The organism is Citrobacter freundii complex sp. CFNIH9 (assembly GCF_002903305.1).
Taxonomy (GTDB): Bacteria; Pseudomonadota; Gammaproteobacteria; order Enterobacterales; family Enterobacteriaceae; genus Citrobacter; species Citrobacter portucalensis.
The window spans coordinates 932,520-950,157 of sequence record NZ_CP026238.1; the positions used below are offsets into that span (position 1 = coordinate 932,520).

The 17,638-nt window shown below is 50.5% G+C and carries 14 protein-coding genes and 5 pseudogenes; 12 read left to right on the plus strand and 7 right to left on the minus strand.

Going from position 1 to position 17,638, the window contains the following annotated elements; genetic code table 11:
• The gene (locus C2U43_RS04710; RefSeq protein ID WP_000843497.1) at positions 1 to 198 is read left to right on the plus strand and encodes a DUF2933 domain-containing protein; all 198 of its coding nucleotides are present in this window, start codon (positions 1 to 3) and stop codon (positions 196 to 198) included.
• A gap of 33 nt (positions 199 to 231) precedes the next feature.
• Here C2U43_RS04710 and C2U43_RS04715 read toward each other — a convergent pair whose 3' ends face one another.
• The 3 genes and pseudogenes from C2U43_RS04715 to C2U43_RS04725 all read right to left on the minus strand — a co-directional run.
• Positions 232 to 969 (minus strand): peptidoglycan DD-metalloendopeptidase family protein, encoded by a 738-nt coding sequence (locus C2U43_RS04715; RefSeq protein WP_004118669.1) that lies wholly within the window; start codon positions 967 to 969, stop codon positions 232 to 234.
• Between the two features lie 488 nt (positions 970 to 1,457).
• Positions 1,458 to 2,462 carry an IS110-like element IS4321 family transposase gene (locus tag C2U43_RS04720; RefSeq protein WP_000427623.1) on the minus strand — a complete coding sequence of 335 codons (1,005 nt, stop codon included), beginning with the start codon at positions 2,460 to 2,462 and terminating at the stop codon, positions 1,458 to 1,460.
• Positions 2,463 to 2,540: 78 nt separating this feature from the next.
• A pseudogene (locus tag C2U43_RS04725) lies at positions 2,541 to 3,038 on the minus strand (Tn3 family transposase); the annotation flags it as partial.
• Between the two features lie 74 nt (positions 3,039 to 3,112).
• On the opposite strand from C2U43_RS04725, the gene C2U43_RS04735 reads away from it, so the two are divergent.
• On the plus strand, positions 3,113 to 4,036 hold the full coding sequence (locus tag C2U43_RS04735) for an IS5-like element IS903B family transposase (RefSeq protein ID WP_001118619.1): 924 nt from the start codon (positions 3,113 to 3,115) through the stop codon (positions 4,034 to 4,036).
• Between the two features lie 60 nt (positions 4,037 to 4,096).
• On the opposite strand, the pseudogene C2U43_RS04740 reads toward C2U43_RS04735, so the two are convergent.
• Positions 4,097 to 4,237: pseudogene (locus C2U43_RS04740) on the minus strand (IS3 family transposase); the annotation flags it as partial.
• Positions 4,238 to 4,474: 237 nt separating this feature from the next.
• Between C2U43_RS04740 and lacI the strand changes: the two are divergent.
• From lacI to C2U43_RS04765, 4 genes and pseudogenes are all read left to right on the plus strand, one after another.
• A complete protein-coding gene (gene lacI, locus C2U43_RS04745; protein WP_070559120.1) occupies positions 4,475 to 5,557 on the plus strand; it encodes a DNA-binding transcriptional repressor LacI in 1,083 nt (360 codons plus the stop codon).
• 122 nt (positions 5,558 to 5,679) lie between these two features.
• Complete coding sequence (lacZ, locus tag C2U43_RS04755; protein WP_048998166.1) at positions 5,680 to 8,751, plus strand: beta-galactosidase; 3,072 nt, start codon at positions 5,680 to 5,682, stop codon at positions 8,749 to 8,751.
• A gap of 51 nt (positions 8,752 to 8,802) precedes the next feature.
• On the plus strand, positions 8,803 to 10,056 hold the full coding sequence (gene lacY, locus C2U43_RS04760; RefSeq protein WP_048998165.1) for a lactose permease: 1,254 nt from the start codon (positions 8,803 to 8,805) through the stop codon (positions 10,054 to 10,056).
• Between the two features lie 65 nt (positions 10,057 to 10,121).
• Positions 10,122 to 10,262, plus strand: a pseudogene (locus C2U43_RS04765) (maltose acetyltransferase domain-containing protein); the annotation flags it as partial.
• Positions 10,263 to 10,276: 14 nt separating this feature from the next.
• Here C2U43_RS04765 and C2U43_RS30005 read toward each other — a convergent pair.
• Both C2U43_RS30005 and C2U43_RS30010 read right to left on the minus strand, forming a co-directional pair.
• A pseudogene (locus C2U43_RS30005) lies at positions 10,277 to 10,778 on the minus strand (IS1 family transposase).
• A complete protein-coding gene (locus C2U43_RS30010; protein WP_000179213.1) occupies positions 10,697 to 10,972 on the minus strand; it encodes an IS1-like element transposase in 276 nt (91 codons plus the stop codon). Before C2U43_RS30010 ends, C2U43_RS30005 begins: the two are co-directional and overlap by 82 nt.
• A 92-nt stretch (positions 10,973 to 11,064) precedes the next feature.
• Between C2U43_RS30010 and C2U43_RS04780 the strand changes: the two are divergent.
• A pseudogene (locus C2U43_RS04780) lies at positions 11,065 to 11,430 on the plus strand (Tn3 family transposase); the annotation flags it as partial.
• Between the two features lie 78 nt (positions 11,431 to 11,508).
• Positions 11,509 to 12,513 carry an IS110-like element IS4321 family transposase gene (locus tag C2U43_RS04785; protein ID WP_000427623.1) on the plus strand — a complete coding sequence of 335 codons (1,005 nt, stop codon included), beginning with the start codon at positions 11,509 to 11,511 and terminating at the stop codon, positions 12,511 to 12,513.
• 358 nt (positions 12,514 to 12,871) lie between these two features.
• Here the strand turns inward: C2U43_RS04785 and C2U43_RS04790 are convergent, their stop codons facing one another.
• Positions 12,872 to 13,321 (minus strand): copper resistance protein, encoded by a 450-nt coding sequence (locus C2U43_RS04790; RefSeq protein WP_070558757.1) that lies wholly within the window; start codon positions 13,319 to 13,321, stop codon positions 12,872 to 12,874.
• A gap of 234 nt (positions 13,322 to 13,555) precedes the next feature.
• On the opposite strand from C2U43_RS04790, the gene pcoA reads away from it, so the two are divergent.
• Genes pcoA through pcoD form a run of 4 tightly spaced genes read left to right on the plus strand, consistent with a single transcriptional unit; the run spans position 13,556 to position 17,623 of the window.
• Complete coding sequence (pcoA, locus tag C2U43_RS04795; RefSeq protein ID WP_000925242.1) at positions 13,556 to 15,373, plus strand: multicopper oxidase PcoA; 1,818 nt, start codon at positions 13,556 to 13,558, stop codon at positions 15,371 to 15,373.
• Positions 15,374 to 15,378: 5 nt separating this feature from the next.
• On the plus strand, positions 15,379 to 16,269 hold the full coding sequence (gene pcoB, locus C2U43_RS04800; RefSeq protein WP_001378118.1) for a copper resistance outer membrane transporter PcoB: 891 nt from the start codon (positions 15,379 to 15,381) through the stop codon (positions 16,267 to 16,269).
• A 39-nt stretch (positions 16,270 to 16,308) separates the two neighbouring features.
• Positions 16,309 to 16,689 carry a copper resistance system metallochaperone PcoC gene (gene pcoC, locus C2U43_RS04805; protein WP_000025662.1) on the plus strand — a complete coding sequence of 127 codons (381 nt, stop codon included), beginning with the start codon at positions 16,309 to 16,311 and terminating at the stop codon, positions 16,687 to 16,689.
• Positions 16,690 to 16,744: 55 nt separating this feature from the next.
• On the plus strand, positions 16,745 to 17,623 hold the full coding sequence (gene pcoD / locus C2U43_RS04810; protein WP_306414215.1) for a copper resistance inner membrane protein PcoD: 879 nt from the start codon (positions 16,745 to 16,747) through the stop codon (positions 17,621 to 17,623).
• Positions 17,624 to 17,638 lie beyond the last annotated feature (15 nt).

Genomic DNA, 17,638 nt, shown 5'->3' on the forward strand with positions numbered 1-17,638 from the left:
ATGAAAAGTACCACCTATGCGCTTATTGCTGTCGCCGCGATCGCGGCATTTGCCCTCCTGCGCGAACACTGGTCACATGTGGCAGGTTACTGGCCATATCTGTTATTGCTGGTCTGCCCGCTAATGCATCTTTTCCACGGCCACGGAGGGCATGGAGATCATCAACATCAAGGAAGTGAAAACGATAAAAAAAATTAATCCGGCAGACGGGGCCGCGTCGCGGCCCCGTTATCAGTCCAGGTATCGTTCGTAGTCTCTGGCATGCGCAAAGGCATGCTGTTCAAGTTTGTTATCAGCGGGTGCCGCTGCCCGGAACGCCAGTGAGTTAACAGGATTGTTATTGATGACCAGCTCGTAATGCAGATGAGGACCGGATGAACGTCCGCTGTTACCGGATAACGCAATAGCGTCTCCCCGGGTAACCCTGGCCCCTTTAGTAACGAGTATTTTATTGAGGTGGAGATAGCGAGTTTTAACACCGGCTTTTCCCGTTACTTCAACAAAATATCCCATGGTACTGTTGTATTCGGCCCGGGTGATTTTTCCGTCGATGACGCTGACTATTTTCGTGTTCATGGGCATGGAATAATCAATGCCATTATGGGGACTCACTTTTCCCGATACCGGGTTAAGTCTTGCAGGATTGAAAGGCGAACTGAGTCTTGCTGTGGCCGGTAACGGATAATCGAGACTGCCTTTCCCGGAAGTATCGGAAAGGTTATAGAACTTTTTATCTGATATACGATACGCCGTGTAATTAAATGAACCGGACGTAAATTTATAGGCCACGACACGTGATTTTCCCGCTTTCTTTTGCAGTACGAGTTTTAATGATTCATTTTTTTTCAAATGCCGCAGATTAAACCGGGAAGGCAAGGAGCGCTGAAGAGTAGCGATCTCGTTCGATTCCAGCCCCGAGCGGGTGGCTGAAAGGTAGGCATTTTCTTTTACGACATCGGTAGAATACATTTACTGGAATTCGCCGTTAGCATGAACACTGCGGCGTATGCTAGGGGTTTTCAGGAGGCGTGTCATCTGTCAGTTAATCGGGAGCACCGTTGATGGTCGTCATTTTTGTAACATATCTTGTTTCCCGTTTGCTCCTGAAGCTCTGGGAACTGTATGACCAGCCCGACGGTGATGATTAACGGGACTGAAACAGGTTACGGCAGAGCAATATGGGGTCCGCTTGGAAAACGGAATCTATGGTCACTCCCGTTTTTGCAACACCGATTTTGACGACAAGTTGGCTTGCTTGAATCTATCCGGCGTCTGAATGGGATTTTATTCCCGCGCCTTGATGAGTTCCGCGCCTGATGAACCTCCAGAAAATATACGGCTTCAATGAGCCTTTCCGTTTTACAGGTTCCTCAACAGGCCGGTGGGCCGTTAGTATCATCAATATCAGTATTCGCAAAACCAGATCAGTAATTCTTTAAACCGGTGTATTTCTGCCGTTATGCTACATAAGTTTGCTGTCGTGCCGTTAGGGCCCAGGCTATTCTGGCCAGCTTGTTTGCCAGAGCACAAGTGACGACAAAGTTGCTTTTCCGGCACAGTAAATCCCTGACCCAATCGGCCAATTTGCCAGACTGGTGTTCCAGTTTTTGTATGAATACCCTGGCACATTGAACCAACAAAGTTCGGATCTTTTTATTACCTCGCTTACTAATTCCCAGCAATGTCGTCCTACCTCCCGTGCTGTACTGCCGAGGTACAAGCCCTGTTGCCGCCGCAAAGTCACGGCTGCTGGCGTACTGCTTCCCGTCGCCAATCTCAGTTGAAATAGTACTCGCTGTCAGTGTTCCGACGCAGGGAATGCTCAGCAAGCGCTGTCCAACCTCATCTTCGTCCAACTTTCGTTTCAACTGGGATTCCAAATCTTTAATCTGCTCAACAAGATAGTGATAATGCTGTTGTAATTTCAGCAATAACTGGCTGAGGTAAAGAGGCAAACTATTATCCTCAAGAATGGTACTCAGTCGGCTAATAACGGCAGCTCCTCGGGGAACGCTAATGCCAAATTCCAGCAGAAAAGCATGCATTTGATTGGTTGTTTTTACCTTATCCTGAACCAGGGATTCACGGACACGATGCAGAGCCCGCATTGCCTGCTGAGATTCCGTTCTGGGCTGCACAAAACGCATAGACGGACGCGATGCAGCTTCACAAATAGCTTCGGCGTCGACAAAGTCGTTTTTATTGCTTTTAACGAACGGGCGGACAAATTGTGGTGATATCAGCTTTGGGGAATGCCCCAACTCTTCCAACTTGCGTGCCATAAAGTGAGAACCGCCACAGGCTTCCATTGCGATGGTTGTAGCGGGGCATGTCGCCAAAAATTCGATCAACTTTGGCCGGGTAAATTTTTTACGGTAAACAGCCTTCCCGCGACGATCCTGGCAATGAATATGGAAAGAGTTTTTACCCAGATCGATACCAATGAGCGCAATGTTTTCCATGATAGTTCTCCGAATGAAAGCCTGTCCTCAGCATAGTACCGGGAAGGAGGGAGTGACCATCTCATTAAATATCCTACGCTAAGCCTGTTTTTTGTACAGACTACTATCCACTGAGCGTAATGAGCGGTATTTACCCTGTCCCAGCTTGAGATTTGTTCGCCAGACGTAATCCCCACTCAGATTTATGTGCTCCCATCCCAACGGGGACAGATGAGCAATAAGCTGTTCATTTAGTGGGAGTCCTTTTCGCTTCAGAGCATCAATAGCTCTTTCTATATATACCGTATTCCACAGCGAGATCGCCGAAGTCAGCAATGTCAGACCGCTGGCTCGGTAGCTTTGATTTTCCAGTCCCCGATCTCTGATTTCCCCCAGTCGGTGCATAAAGACAGCCCGCGCCAGGGCATTGCGGGCCTCACCTTTATTCAACCCTGCCTGTACTCGGCGACGTAGGGAAGGATCCCGGAACCAGTCCAGCATAAACAATGATCTTTCGATGCGGCCAATCTCCCTAAGCGCCTTTGCCAGACCATTCTGTTTCGGGTAGCTGGCCAGCTTTTTCATCATCAGTGAGGCTTTGTTGAATAAATCGAACTTTTGCTGAGTTGAAGGATCAGATCACGTATCTTCCCGACAACGCAGACCGTTCCGTGGCAAAGCAAAAGTTCAAAATCACCAACTGGCCCACCTACAATAAAGCCCTCATCAACCGTGGCTCCATAACTTTCTGGCTGGATGATGAAGCTATTCAGGCCTGGTATGAGTCAGCAACACCTTCTTCACGAGGCAGACCTCAGCGCTATTCTGACCTTGCCATCACGACTGTGCTGGTCATTAAACGCGTATTCAGGCTGACCCTGCGGGCTGCGCAGGGCTTTATTGATTCCATTTTTTCTCTGATGAACGTTCCGCTACGCTGCCCGGATTACAGCTGTGTCAGCAGGCGGGCAAAGTCGGTTAATGTCAGTTTCAAAACGCCCACCCGGGGTGAAATCGCACACCTGGTAATTGATTCCACCGGGCTGAAGGTCTTCGGTGAAGGCGAGTGGAAAGTCAAAAAGCATGGCCAGGAACGCCGCCGTATCTGGCGTAAGCTGCATCTCGCCGTTGACAGTAAAACACATGAAATCATCTGCGCTGACCTGTCGCTGAACAACGTTACGGACTCAGAGGCCTTCCCCGGGTTAATCCGGCAAACCCACCGGAAAATCAGGTCAGCCGCCGCCGATGGCGCTTACGATACCCGGCTATGTCACGATGAACTGCGGCGTAAGAAAATCAGCGCGCTTATCCCTCCCCGAAAAGGTGCGGGTTACTGGCCCGGTGAATATGCAGACCGTAACCGTGCAGTGGCTAATCAGCGAATGACCGGGAGTAATGCGCGGTGGAAATGGACAACAGATTACAATCGTCGCTCGATAGCGGAAACGGCGATGTACCGGGTAAAACAGCTGTTCGGGGGTTCACTGACGCTGCGTGACTACGATGGTCAGGTTGCGGAGGCTATGGCCCTGGTACGAGCGCTGAACAAAATGACGAAAGCAGGTATGCCTGAAAGCGTGCGTATTGCCTGAAAACACAACCCGCTACGGGGGAGACTTACCCGAAATCTGATTTATTCAACAAAGCCGTGGTCAAGTCATTTTGGCCACATAGTTATAGCTATTCCAGTAACGTTTCTCCGATTCATTTGGCGTTAAACCACCATTGTACGAATGCGGCCTCAGTCGGCTGTAATAGCCATGAATATAATCACCTATCTTCTGCTTTGCTTCCGGTAATGCTGTCAACCTGTTGATGACTATTTTAATCTGTAGTCATTCAATCCTTGTAACATCAGGATGATCCTGGTGTCAGTGAAAATACGAAATCAACACGTTGGTATCATTACCCACCTGTGAACTGACGTCGGCATTTTGAATCTCACTTCGGCGTGCCCCCTCCGAATGGCGCAAAACATTTCGTGGTATGGCATGATAGCACCCGAAGAGAGTCAATTCAGGGTGGTAAATGTGAAACCAGTAACGCTATACGATGTCGCAGAGTATGCCGGTGTCTCTTATCAGACCGTTTCCCGCGTGGTGAACCAGGCCAGCCACGTCTCTGCGAAAACGCGGGAAAAGGTGGAAGCGGCGATGGCGCAGCTGAACTACATTCCCAACCGCGTGGCACAACAACTGGCGGGGAAACAGTCGTTGCTGATTGGCGTTGCCACCTCCAGTCTGGCCCTGCACGCGCCGTCGCAAATTGTCGCGGCGATTAAATCTCGCGCCGATCAACTGGGTGCCAGCGTGGTGGTGTCGATGATAGAACGAAGCGGCGTCGAAGCCTGTAAAGCGGCGGTGCACAATCTTCTCGCGCAACGCGTCAGTGGGCTGATCATTAACTATCCGCTGGATGACCAGGATGCCATTGCTGTGGAAGCTGCCTGCGCTAATGTTCCGGCGTTATTTCTTGATGTCTCTGACCAGACTCCCATCAACAGTATTATTTTCTCCCATGAAGACGGTACGCGACTGGGCGTGGAGCATCTGGTCGCATTGGGTCACCCGCAAATCGCGCTGTTAGCGGGCCCATTAAGTTCTGTCTCGGCGCGTCTGCGTCTGGCGGGCTGGCATAAATATCTCACTCGCAATCAAATTCAGCCGATAGCGGAACGGGAAGGCGACTGGAGTGCCATGTCCGGTTTTCAACAAACCATGCAAATGCTAAATGAGGGCATCGTTCCCACTGCGATGCTGGTTGCCAACGATCAGATGGCGCTGGGCGCAATGCGCGCCATTACCGAGTCCGGGTTGCGCGTTGGTGCGGATATCTCGGTAGTGGGATACGACGATACCGAAGACAGCTCGTGTTATATCCCGCCGTTAACCACCATCAAACAGGATTTTCGCCTGCTGGGGCAAACCAGCGTGGACCGCTTGCTGCAACTCTCTCAGGGCCAGGCGGTGAAGGGCAATCAGCTTTTGCCCGTCTCTCTGGTGAAAAGAAAAACCACCCTGGCGCCCAAGACGCAAACCGCCTCTCCCCGCGCGTTGGCCGATTCATTAATGCAGCTGGCACGACAAGTTTCCCGACTGGAAAGCGGGCAGTGAGCGCAACGCAATTAATGTGAGTCAGCTCACTCATTAGGCACCCCAGGCTTTACACTTTATGCGTCCGACTCGTATGTTGTGTGAAATTGTTAGCGGATAACAATTTCACACAGGATACAGCTATGACTATGATTACGGATTCACTGGCCGTCGTATTACAACGTCGTGACTGGGAAAACCCTGGCGTTACCCAACTTAATCGCCTTGCAGCACATCCCCCTTTCGCCAGCTGGCGTAATAGCGAAGAGGCCCGCACCAATCTCCCTTCCCAACAGTTGCGCAGCCTGAATGGTGAGTGGCAATTTGTCTGGTTTCCGGCACCAGAAGCGGTTCCGGAAAGCTGGCTGGAGTGCGATCTTCCTGTCGCCGATACTGTCGTCGTCCCCTCAAACTGGCAGATGCACGGTTACGACGCGCCCATCTACACCAACGTGACCTATCCCATTACGGTCAATCCGCCATTTGTTCCCACGGAGAATCCGACTGGTTGTTACTCGCTCACATTTAATGTTGATGAAAGCTGGCTACAGGAAGGCCAGACGCGAATTATTTTTGATGGCGTTAACTCGGCGTTTCATCTGTGGTGCAACGGGCGCTGGGTCGGTTACGGCCAGGACAGCCGTTTGCCGTCTGAATTTGACCTGAGCACATTTTTACGCGCCGGAGAAAACCGCCTCGCGGTGATGGTGCTGCGCTGGAGTGACGGCAGTTATCTGGAAGATCAGGATATGTGGCGGATGAGCGGCATTTTCCGTGACGTCTCGTTGCTGCATAAACCGAGCACGCAAATCAGCGATTTCCATGTAGCCACTCACTTTAATGATGATTTCAGCCGCGCTGTACTGGAGGCAGACGTTCAGATGTACGGCGAGCTGCGCGATGAGCTGCGGGTGACGGTTTCTTTGTGGCAGGGTGAAACGCAGGTCGCCAGCGGCACCGCGCCTTTCGGCGGTGAAATTATCGATGAGCGTGGTGGTTATGCCGATCACGTCACCCTACGTCTGAACGTCGAAAACCCGAAACTGTGGAGCGCCGAAATCCCGAATCTCTATCGTGCGGTGGTTGAACTGCACACCGCCGACGGCACGCTGATTGAAGCAGAAGCCTGCGATGTCGGTTTCCGCGAGGTGCGGATTGAAAATGGTCTGCTGCTGCTGAACGGCAAGCTGTTGCTGATTCGCGGCGTTAACCGTCACGAGCATCATCCTCTGCATGGTCAGGTCATGGATGAGCAGACGATGGTGCAGGATATCCTGCTGATGAAGCAGAACAACTTTAACGCCGTGCGCTGTTCGCATTATCCGAACCATCCGCTGTGGTACACGCTGTGCGACCACTACGGCCTGTATGTGGTGGATGAAGCCAACATTGAAACCCACGGCATGGTGCCAATGAATCGTCTGACCGATGATCCGCGCTGGCTACCCGCGATGAGCGAACGCGTAACGCGAATGGTGCAGCGCGATCGTAATCACCCGAGTGTGATCATCTGGTCGCTGGGGAATGAATCAGGCCACGGCGCTAATCACGACGCACTCTATCGCTGGATCAAATCTGTCGATCCTTCCCGCCCGGTACAGTATGAAGGCGGCGGAGCCGACACCTTCGCAACCGATATTATTTGCCCGATGTACGCGCGCGTGGATGAAGACCAGCCCTTCCCGGCTGTGCCGAAATGGTCCATCAAAAAATGGCTTTCGTTGCCTGGAGAGACGCGCCCGCTGATCCTTTGCGAATACGCCCACGCGATGGGTAACAGTCTTGGCGGCTTCGCTAAATACTGGCAGGCGTTTCGTCAGTACCCCCGTTTACAGGGCGGCTTCGTCTGGGACTGGGTGGATCAGTCGCTGATTAAATATGATGAAAATGGCAATCCGTGGTCGGCTTACGGCGGTGATTTTGGCGATACGCCGAATGATCGCCAGTTCTGCATGAACGGTCTGGTCTTTGCCGACCGCACGCCGCATCCGGCGCTGACGGAAGCAAAACACCAGCAGCAGTTTTTCCAGTTCAGTTTACCCGGGCGAACCATCGAAGTGACCAGCGAATACCTGTTCCGTCATAGCGATAACGAGCTCCTGCACTGGATGGTGGCGCTGGATGGCAAGCCGCTGGCAAGCGGTGAAGTGCCTCTGGATGTCGCTCCACAAGGTAAACAGTTGATTGAACTGCCTGGACTACCGCAGCCGAAGAGCGCCGGACAACTCTGGCTAACGGTTCACGTAGTGCAACCGAACGCGACCACATGGTCAGCAGCCGGACACATCAGCGCCTGGCAGCAGTGGCGTCTGGCGGAAAACCTCAGCGTGACACTCCCCTCCGCGCCCCACGCCATCCCGCAACTGACCACCAGCGAAACGGATTTTTGCATCGAGCTGGATAATAAGCGTTGGCAATTTAACCGCCAGTCAGGCTTTCTTTCACAGATGTGGATTGGCGATAAAAAACAACTGCTGACGCCGCTGCGCGATCAGTTCACCCGCGCACCGCTGGATAACGACGGCGTAAGTGAAGCGACCCGCATTGACCCTAACGCCTGGGTCGAACGCTGGAAGGCGGCGGGCCATTACCAGGCCGAAGCAGCGTTGTTGCAGTGCACGGCAGATACGCTTGCCGACGCGGTGCTGATTACCACGGTCCACGCGTGGCAGCATCAGGGGAAAACCTTATTTATCAGCCGGAAAACCTACCGGATTGATGGAAGTGGTCAAATGGCGATTACCGTTGATGTTGAAGTGGCGAGCAATACGCCACATCCGGCGCGGATTGGCCTGACCTGCCAGCTGGCGCAGGTAGCAGAGCGGGTAAACTGGCTCGGATTAGGGCCGCAAGAAAACTATCCCGACCGCCTTACTGCGGCCTGTTTTGACCGCTGGGATCTGCCATTGTCAGACATGTATACCCCGTACGTCTTCCCGAGCGAAAACGGTCTGCGCTGCGGGACGCGCGAATTGAATTATGGCCCACACCAGTGGCGCGGCGACTTCCAGTTCAACATCAGCCGCTACAGTCAACAGCAACTGATGGAAACCAGCCATCGCCATCTGCTGCACGCGGAAGAAGGCACATGGCTGAATATCGACGGTTTCCATATGGGGATTGGTGGCGACGACTCCTGGAGCCCGTCAGTGTCGGCGGAATTCCAGCTTAGCGCCGGTAGCTACCATTACCAGTTGCTCTGGTGTCAAAAATAATAATAACCGGGCAGGCCATGTCTGCCCGTATTTCGCGTAAGGAAATCCATTATGTACTATTTAAAAAACACAAACTTTTGGATGTTCGGTTTATTCTTTTTCTTTTACTTTTTTATCATGGGAGCCTACTTCCCGTTTTTCCCGATTTGGCTACATGACATCAACCATATCAGCAAAAGTGATACGGGTATTATTTTTGCCGCTATTTCTCTGTTCTCGCTATTATTCCAACCGCTGTTTGGTCTGCTTTCTGACAAACTCGGGCTGCGCAAATACCTGCTGTGGATTATTACCGGCATGTTAGTGATGTTTGCGCCGTTCTTTATTTTTATCTTCGGGCCACTGTTACAATACAACATTTTAGTAGGATCGATTGTTGGTGGTATTTATCTAGGCTTTTGTTTTAACGCCGGTGCGCCAGCAGTAGAGGCATTTATCGAGAAAGTCAGCCGTCGCAGTAATTTCGAATTTGGTCGCGCGCGGATGTTTGGCTGTGTTGGCTGGGCGCTGTGTGCCTCGATTGTCGGCATCATGTTCACCATCAATAATCAGTTTGTTTTCTGGCTGGGTTCTGGCTGTGCACTCCTCCTCGCCGTTTTACTCTTTTTCGCCAAAACGGATGCGCCCTCTTCTGCCACGGTTGCCAATGCGGTAGGTGCCAACCATTCGGCATTTAGCCTTAAGCTGGCGCTGGAACTGTTCAGACAGCCAAAACTGTGGTTTTTGTCACTGTATGTTATTGGCGTTTCCTGCACCTACGATGTTTTTGACCAACAGTTTGCTAATTTCTTTACTTCGTTCTTTGCTACCGGTGAACAGGGTACGCGGGTATTTGGCTACGTAACGACAATGGGCGAATTACTTAACGCCTCGATTATGTTTTTTGCGCCACTGATCATTAATCGCATCGGTGGGAAAAACGCCCTGCTGCTGGCTGGCACTATTATGTCAGTACGTATTATTGGCTCATCGTTCGCTACCTCAGCACTGGAAGTGGTTATTCTGAAAACGCTGCATATGTTTGAAGTACCGTTCCTGCTGGTGGGCAGCTTTAAATATATTACCAGCCAGTTTGAAGTGCGTTTTTCAGCGACGATTTATCTGGTCTGTTTCTGCTTCTTTAAGCAACTGGCGATGATTTTTATGTCTATTCTGGCGGGCAATATGTATGAAAGCATCGGTTTCCAGGGCGCTTACCTGGTGCTGGGTCTGGTGGCGCTGGGCTTCACCTTAATTTCCGTGTTCACGCTTAGCGGCCCCGGCCCACTTTCCCTGCTGCGTCGCCAGGTGAATGAAGTCTCTTAAGAAATTAATGTCGGATACGGCGCGAGCGCCTTATCCGACCAACTTATCAGGACGGAATGTTAAAAATGAACATGTCGATGACAGAAAAAATAAAAGCAGGCAAGCTATTTACCGATATGTGCGAAGGCTTACCTGAAAAAAGACTTCGTGGGAAAACATTAATGTATGAGTTCAATCACTCGCATCCATCAGAAGTTGAAAAAAGGGTAATGACTCCAACTTATTGATAGTGTTTTATGTTCAGATAATGCCCGATGACTTTGTCATGCAGCTCCACCGATTTTGAGAGCGACAGCGACTTCCGTCCCAGCCGTGCCAGGTGCTGCCTCAGATTCAGGTTATGCCGCTCAATTCGCTGCGTATATCGCTTGCTGATTACGTGCAGCTTTCCCTTCAGGCGGGATTCATACAGCGGCCAGCCATCCGTCATCCATATCACCACGTCAAAGGGTGACAGCAGGCTCATAAGACGCCCCAGCGTCGCCATAGTGCGTTCACCGAATACGTGCGCAAACCGTATTCCGGAGCCTGTCATACGCGTAAAACAGCCAGCGCTGGCGCGATTTAGCCCCGACATAGCCCCACTGTTCGTCCATTTCCGCGCAGACGATGACGTCACTGCCCGGCTGTATGCGCGAGGTTACCGACTGCGGCCTGAGTTTTTTAAGTGACGTAAAATCGTGTTGAGGCCAACGCCCATAATGCGGGCGGTTGCCCGGCATCCAACACCATTCATGGCCATATCAATGATTTTCTGGTGCGTACCGGGTTGAGAAGCGGTGTAAGTGAACTGCAGTTGCCATGTTTTACGGCAGTGAGAGCAGAGATAGCGCTGATGTCCGGCGGTGCTTTTGCCGTTACGCACCACCCCGTCAGTAGCTGAACAGGAGGGACAGCTGATAGAAACAGAAGCCACTGGAGCACCTCAAAAACACCATCATACACTAAATCAGTAAGTTGGCAGCATCACCCATTTTTGTGCATTACGTCGCATGTATATTCCTCGTTAAAATACAGTCGGGGCTGAATAAAGGTGAGGCTCGCAATGCCCTTGCGCGAGCGGTCTTTATGCATCGGCTGGGTGAAATCAGAGATCGGGGGCTGGAGAATCAGAGCTATCGAGCCAGCGGTCTGACGTTGCTGACTGCGGCGATCTCACTGTGGAATACGGTATATATAGAAAGAGCGATAGATTCTTTGAGACGAAAAGGGATCCCGATTAATGAGCAACTGATTACCCATCTGTCACCACTGGGATGGGAACATATCAACCTGAGCGGGGATTACGTCTGGAGAACGAACCTCAAACTGGGACAGGGTAAATACCGCGCATTACGCTCAGTGAATAGTAATATGTACAAAAAACAGGCTTAGCGTAGGATAATTAATGAGATGGTCACTCCCTCCTTCCCGGTACTATGCTGAGGACAGGCTTTCATTCGGAGAACTATCATGGAAAACATTGCGCTCATTGGTATCGATCTGGGTAAAAACTCTTTCCATATTCATTGCCAGGATCGTCGCGGGAAGGCTGTTTACCGTAAAAAATTTACCCGGCCAAAGTTGATCGAATTTTTGGCGACATGCCCCGCTACAACCATCGCAATGGAAGCCTGTGGCGGTTCTCACTTTATGGCACGCAAGTTGGAAGAGTTGGGGCATTCCCCAAAGCTGATATCACCACAATTTGTCCGCCCGTTCGTTAAAAGCAATAAAAACGACTTTGTCGACGCCGAAGCTATTTGTGAAGCTGCATCGCGTCCGTCTATGCGTTTTGTGCAGCCCAGAACGGAATCTCAGCAGGCAATGCGGGCTCTGCATCGTGTCCGTGAATCCCTGGTTCAGGATAAGGTAAAAACAACCAATCAAATGCATGCTTTTCTGCTGGAATTTGGCATTAGCGTTCCCCGAGGAGCTGCCGTTATTAGCCGACTGAGTACCATTCTTGAGGATAATAGTTTGCCTCTTTACCTCAGCCAGTTATTGCTGAAATTACAACAGCATTATCACTATCTTGTTGAGCAGATTAAAGATTTGGAATCCCAGTTGAAACGAAAGTTGGACGAAGATGAGGTTGGACAGCGCTTGCTGAGCATTCCCTGCGTCGGAACACTGACAGCGAGTACTATTTCAACTGAGATTGGCGACGGGAAGCAGTACGCCAGCAGCCGTGACTTTGCGGCGGCAACAGGGCTTGTACCTCGGCAGTACAGCACGGGAGGTAGGACGACATTGCTGGGAATTAGTAAGCGAGGTAATAAAAAGATCCGAACTTTGTTGGTTCAATGTGCCAGGGTATTCATACAAAAACTGGAACACCAGTCTGGCAAATTGGCCGATTGGGTCAGGGATTTACTGTGCCGGAAAAGCAACTTTGTCGTCACTTGTGCTCTGGCAAACAAGCTGGCCAGAATAGCCTGGGCCCTAACGGCACGACAGCAAACTTATGTAGCATAACGGCAGAAATACACCGGTTTAAAGAATTACTGATCTGGTTTTGCGAATACTGATATTGATGATACTAACGGCCCACCGGCCTGTTGAGGAACCTGTAAAACGGAAAGGCTCATTGAAGCCGTATATTTTCTGGAGGTTCATCAGGCGCGGAACTCATCAAGGCGCGGGAATAAAATCCCATTCAGACGCCGGATAGATTCAAGCAAGCCAACTTGTCGTCAAAATCGGTGTTGCAAAAACGGGAGTGACCATAGATTCGTTTTCCAAGCGGACCCCAATATGGGGCTCATGTCCTGCTACGTAACCCGTCAGTAAAGCCCTGCTGCGCACCTGACGCTAAGCACTAACCCGCCTGCAGTTACCTGGAGGAATACAGGCCGCGAAGCTTTCTTGCCTGCGTCTGATGTGCTTCCGCACCGGCATTATTGACCTGCTCATGCACGAGAGCGGCTTTTTCTCCGGCATTCAGTTCGTTAAAAGAAGAAGACGAGGTCTTTGAATTTGCATCACTGCCGGACAGCATTTTTTTATGTTCCTCAATCATTTTCTGATGCGCATAGGACGCGCTGTTGTTCATAAATGAATGAGCAACAATGGCCCTTTCATGTTCATTCATTTCAGAGAATGAGGGCGTGTTGTTTTTATTAACCCTGTCCGGTAAGTTTTCATGCGTCGAGTAATTCACATGACTGACGGCTGAGGCATTATTAACAAATCGATGTGCTTCATGGGCAATATCACTGGACTGAGCAAAAGCTGCCCCACAAAATAAAGCTGTAAACGCAGTGGTCGTGATTAATATATTCATGTGTAATTACCTTCTGAGGTACATAAAAGATGTCCTTATGATCATATATAAAAATAATCAACCTGTGGGGAAGATGACGTAAATGTAATACAGCTATGTACATTACACGATTGTAATGAATTTGTTTCTTAAGGTGTGCTAGATTCATTTCATTGTAAGTGGATGAACCAGTAATTTAATTTAAATCGGTTCTCGAATTCTGTCAGTAACCATACTTTAAATAAGGGAATGCGCATGCTGTTGAAAACGTCTCGACGAACTTTCCTGAAGGGGTTAACCCTCTCTGGCGTAGCCGGAAGTCTTGGCGTATGGAGTTTCAATGCGCGTTCCAGTCTGAGCCTGCCAGTTGCCGCATCCCTGCAGGGTACTCAGTTTGACCTGACCATTGGTGAAACGGCCGTCAATATCACGGGCAGTGAGCGTCAGGCCAAAACAATCAATGGAGGCCTGCCGGGGCCCGTTCTTCGCTGGAAAGAAGGTGACACCATTACCCTGAAGGTCAAAAACCGTCTTAATGAACAGACGTCCATTCACTGGCACGGCATTATTCTTCCGGCCAATATGGATGGTGTTCCGGGGCTGAGTTTTATGGGCATAGAGCCTGATGATACCTACGTTTACACCTTTAAGGTTAAGCAGAACGGGACTTACTGGTACCACAGCCATTCCGGTCTGCAGGAACAGGAGGGGGTATACGGTGCCATTATCATCGATGCCAGGGAGCCAGAACCGTTTGCTTACGATCGTGAGCATGTGGTCATGTTGTCTGACTGGACCGATGAAAATCCTCACAGCCTGCTGAAAAAATTAAAAAAACAGTCGGATTACTACAATTTCAATAAACCAACCGTTGGCTCTTTTTTCCGCGACGTGAATACCAGGGGGCTGTCAGCCACCATTGCCGATCGGAAAATGTGGGCTGAAATGAAAATGAATCCGACTGACCTCGCGGATGTCAGTGGCTACACCTACACCTATCTCATGAACGGGCAGGCCCCGCTGAAAAACTGGACCGGACTGTTCCGTCCCGGTGAAAAGATACGCTTACGGTTTATCAACGGATCGGCAATGACCTATTTCGATATCCGTATCCCCGGGCTGAAAATGACGGTCGTGGCTGCAGATGGCCAGTATGTAAACCCGGTTACCGTTGACGAATTCAGGATTGCCGTTGCCGAAACCTATGATGTCATTGTGGAGCCTCAGGGTGAGGCCTATACCATCTTCGCACAATCCATGGACAGGACCGGTTACGCTCGAGGGACACTGGCCACGAGAGAGGGGTTAAGTGCTGCCGTTCCCCCCCTCGATCCCCGTCCTCTGTTGACCATGGAAGATATGGGTATGGGGGGAATGGGACATGATATGGCAGGAATGGACCACAGCCAGATGGGAGGCATGGATAACAGCGGAGAGATGATGTCTATGGACGGTGCTGACCTTCCGGATAGCGGGACATCCTCCGCGCCCATGGATCACAGCAGCATGGCCGGTATGGATCATTCCCGGATGGCCGGAATGCCGGGTATGCAAAGTCATCCTGCGTCAGAAACGGATAACCCACTGGTTGATATGCAGGCGATGAGCGTCTCTCCGAAATTAAATGATCCGGGTATTGGTCTTCGAAATAACGGAAGAAAGGTTCTCACGTACGCGGATTTGAAAAGCCGCTTTGAGGATCCTGACGGACGTGAACCTGGCCGTACCATAGAACTGCATTTAACCGGCCACATGGAAAAGTTTGCCTGGTCATTTAACGGAATCAAGTTTTCAGATGCCGCACCGGTGCTGCTGAAATACGGTGAGCGGCTCAGGATCACGCTGATCAACGATACCATGATGACTCACCCCATTCACCTGCATGGTATGTGGAGCGATCTGGAAGATGAAAACGGTAATTTCATGGTTCGTAAACACACAATAGATGTTCCCCCTGGTACAAAACGCAGTTACAGAGTGACAGCAGATGCGCTTGGCCGCTGGGCGTATCACTGCCATTTGCTCTATCACATGGAAATGGGAATGTTTCGTGAAGTCCGGGTGGAGGAATGATGCGAATGAAGAGAAATTTGAAGGCCATACCTGTTCTGGTCGCCGGTTTGTTTACCTCACAGCTTTCTATTGCGGCGGGCTCCGTCTCTGCAGATCCCCACGCCGGGCACGACATGTCTGCCATGCAGATGCCAGCAGATGAGAATTTCACTGAGATGACGTCAATGGAGCCCATTGTAACTGAGAGCAGAACGCCAATTCCGCCTGTTACCGATGCCGACCGGAAGGCTGCATTCGGCAATTTACAGGGGCATGCGATTCACGACAGTGCGATTAATTATCTGGTTCTGCTGGATCAACTGGAATGGCAACGGTCGGATAACACCAACAATTTCAGCTGGAGTGTTAACAGCTGGATTGGAGGCGACACAGATCGGATTTGGCTAAAGAGTGAAGGTGAACGAAGCAATGGGGAAACGGAGGCGGCTGAAGCGCAGTTACTCTGGGGACATGCGGTTGGCCCATGGTGGGATTTGGTTGCGGGTGTCAGGCAGGATTTCAGACCTGCTTCTGCCCGGACCTGGGCTGCTGTCGGTTTTCAGGGGCTGGCACTCTATAATTTTGAGTCTGAAATTACGGGTTTTGTCAGTAATGGCGGAAAAGCAGCCCTTCGTCTGGGAGGAGAATACGACGTTTTACTGACTAACCGGCTCATACTCCAGCCATCCTATGAGGTGAATTTCTACAGTCAGGATGATGAATCGCGGGGTCGCGGCAGGGGACTGACTGACACAGAGCTGGGGCTCCGGCTGCGCTATGAAATACGCCGTGAGTTTGCACCCTATATAGGCGTTTCCTGGAATCAACTTTACGGAAAAACATCCGATATGGCGAAAAGAGAAGGTGAGAAAGACCATCAGGTAGTATTCCTGGCGGGAGCCAGAATCTGGTTTTAACGCACTGATATAAAACACTCAACTAAACAGGTAAATAAAATGTCGATTTTAAATAAAGCCATTCTTACAGGTGGCCTCGTTATGGGCGTTGCTTTCTCTGCTATGGCCCATCCGGAATTAAAAAGCTCTGTGCCACAGGCTGATTCAGCCGTAGCGGCCCCGGAAAAGATTCAGCTTAATTTCTCGGAAAATCTGACCGTGAAATTCTCAGGTGCAAAATTAACGATGACGGGTATGAAAGGCATGTCATCACATTCTCCGATGCCGGTCGCGGCAAAAGTGGCGCCAGGCGCTGACCCTAAATCGATGGTCATTATTCCGCGAGAGCCTTTACCCGCTGGCACTTATCGTGTTGACTGGCGCGCGGTTTCTTCAGATACGCACCCTATTACCGGTAATTACACCTTTACAGTGAAGTAATATTATGAACGACCTGATTATGATTGTTATTCGTTTTCTTCTTTATCTGGATTTGATGGTAATATTTGGATTGCCATTTTTTCAGATATATGGAATAAGCGGTGTCAGACATGAAACCTATAACCTGACTAATTTCAGGTCGTTTATAACCTTTGCTGTTGTTACAGGCATCATTCTTACTGGCATTAATATGCTCCTGGTATCTAATGCCATGAGTGGAGTAACTGACCTCAGAGAATTATCCATCCATGTTATCGAGATGGTGATAGAAGAAACTGATGTGGGTATTAGCTGGATTGTCAGGCTCTGTGCCCTGTTTACCACACTCGGTGCTTTGTTCCTTTACACTAATAAGAGAGTATTGTCCTGCCTGCTGATGACGATGAGTGGGGGCGTGGCGCTGGCTACACTTGCCTGGGGAGGACACGCCGTTATGCATGACGGTCTGCATTACTATCTCCATTTACTGAGCGATCTGACCCATCTCGGCGCTGCAGGTGCCTGGACAGGTGCTCTGGTTGCATTTGCTATCCTGCTGATGCGCAGAAACGAGCATAATGCACAGAGCGTCATTGTGATATCTGACTCCCTGGCAAAATTTGCCACGGCAGGAACGGTGATTGTTGTAGCCCTGATCCTGAGTGCGCTGGTCAACTATCTGTATATTGCTGAGGGTAACTTAACTCCCTTATTCAACAGTTCCTGGGGGAGGATATTGCTTGCCAAGACGGCTCTGTTTGTTCTGATGCTTCTTCTGGCTGCAGCAAACCGGTTTCACCTGGGTCCCCGGCTTGAAGTTATGGTCAGGGAAGGGAATTATGGTCGCAGCGTTGCCCTGATGCGAAACAGCATCCTGACAGAATTCGTTGTTGCGATTATCATTCTGGGCGCCGTAGCGTGGCTCGGAATGCTTGCTCCGTCTCAGGTCAGCTAGGGGACAGCCAAAGCT

Coding starts and splice junctions, on each gene's coding strand:
- C2U43_RS04720 (WP_000427623.1), bottom strand. CDS start 2,462: ATGGAAAACATTGCGCTCATTGGTATCGATCTGGGTAAAAACTCTTTC.
- C2U43_RS04790 (WP_070558757.1), bottom strand. CDS start 13,321: ATGAATATATTAATCACGACCACTGCGTTTACAGCTTTATTTTGTGGG.
- pcoC (WP_000025662.1), top strand. CDS start 16,309: ATGTCGATTTTAAATAAAGCCATTCTTACAGGTGGCCTCGTTATGGGC.
- lacZ (WP_048998166.1), top strand. CDS start 5,680: ATGACTATGATTACGGATTCACTGGCCGTCGTATTACAACGTCGTGAC.
- pcoD (WP_306414215.1), top strand. CDS start 16,745: ATGGTAATATTTGGATTGCCATTTTTTCAGATATATGGAATAAGCGGT.
- C2U43_RS04785 (WP_000427623.1), top strand. CDS start 11,509: ATGGAAAACATTGCGCTCATTGGTATCGATCTGGGTAAAAACTCTTTC.
- pcoA (WP_000925242.1), top strand. CDS start 13,556: ATGCTGTTGAAAACGTCTCGACGAACTTTCCTGAAGGGGTTAACCCTC.
- lacY (WP_048998165.1), top strand. CDS start 8,803: ATGTACTATTTAAAAAACACAAACTTTTGGATGTTCGGTTTATTCTTT.
- C2U43_RS04715 (WP_004118669.1), bottom strand. CDS start 969: ATGTATTCTACCGATGTCGTAAAAGAAAATGCCTACCTTTCAGCCACC.
- pcoB (WP_001378118.1), top strand. CDS start 15,379: ATGAAGAGAAATTTGAAGGCCATACCTGTTCTGGTCGCCGGTTTGTTT.
- C2U43_RS04710 (WP_000843497.1), top strand. CDS start 1: ATGAAAAGTACCACCTATGCGCTTATTGCTGTCGCCGCGATCGCGGCA.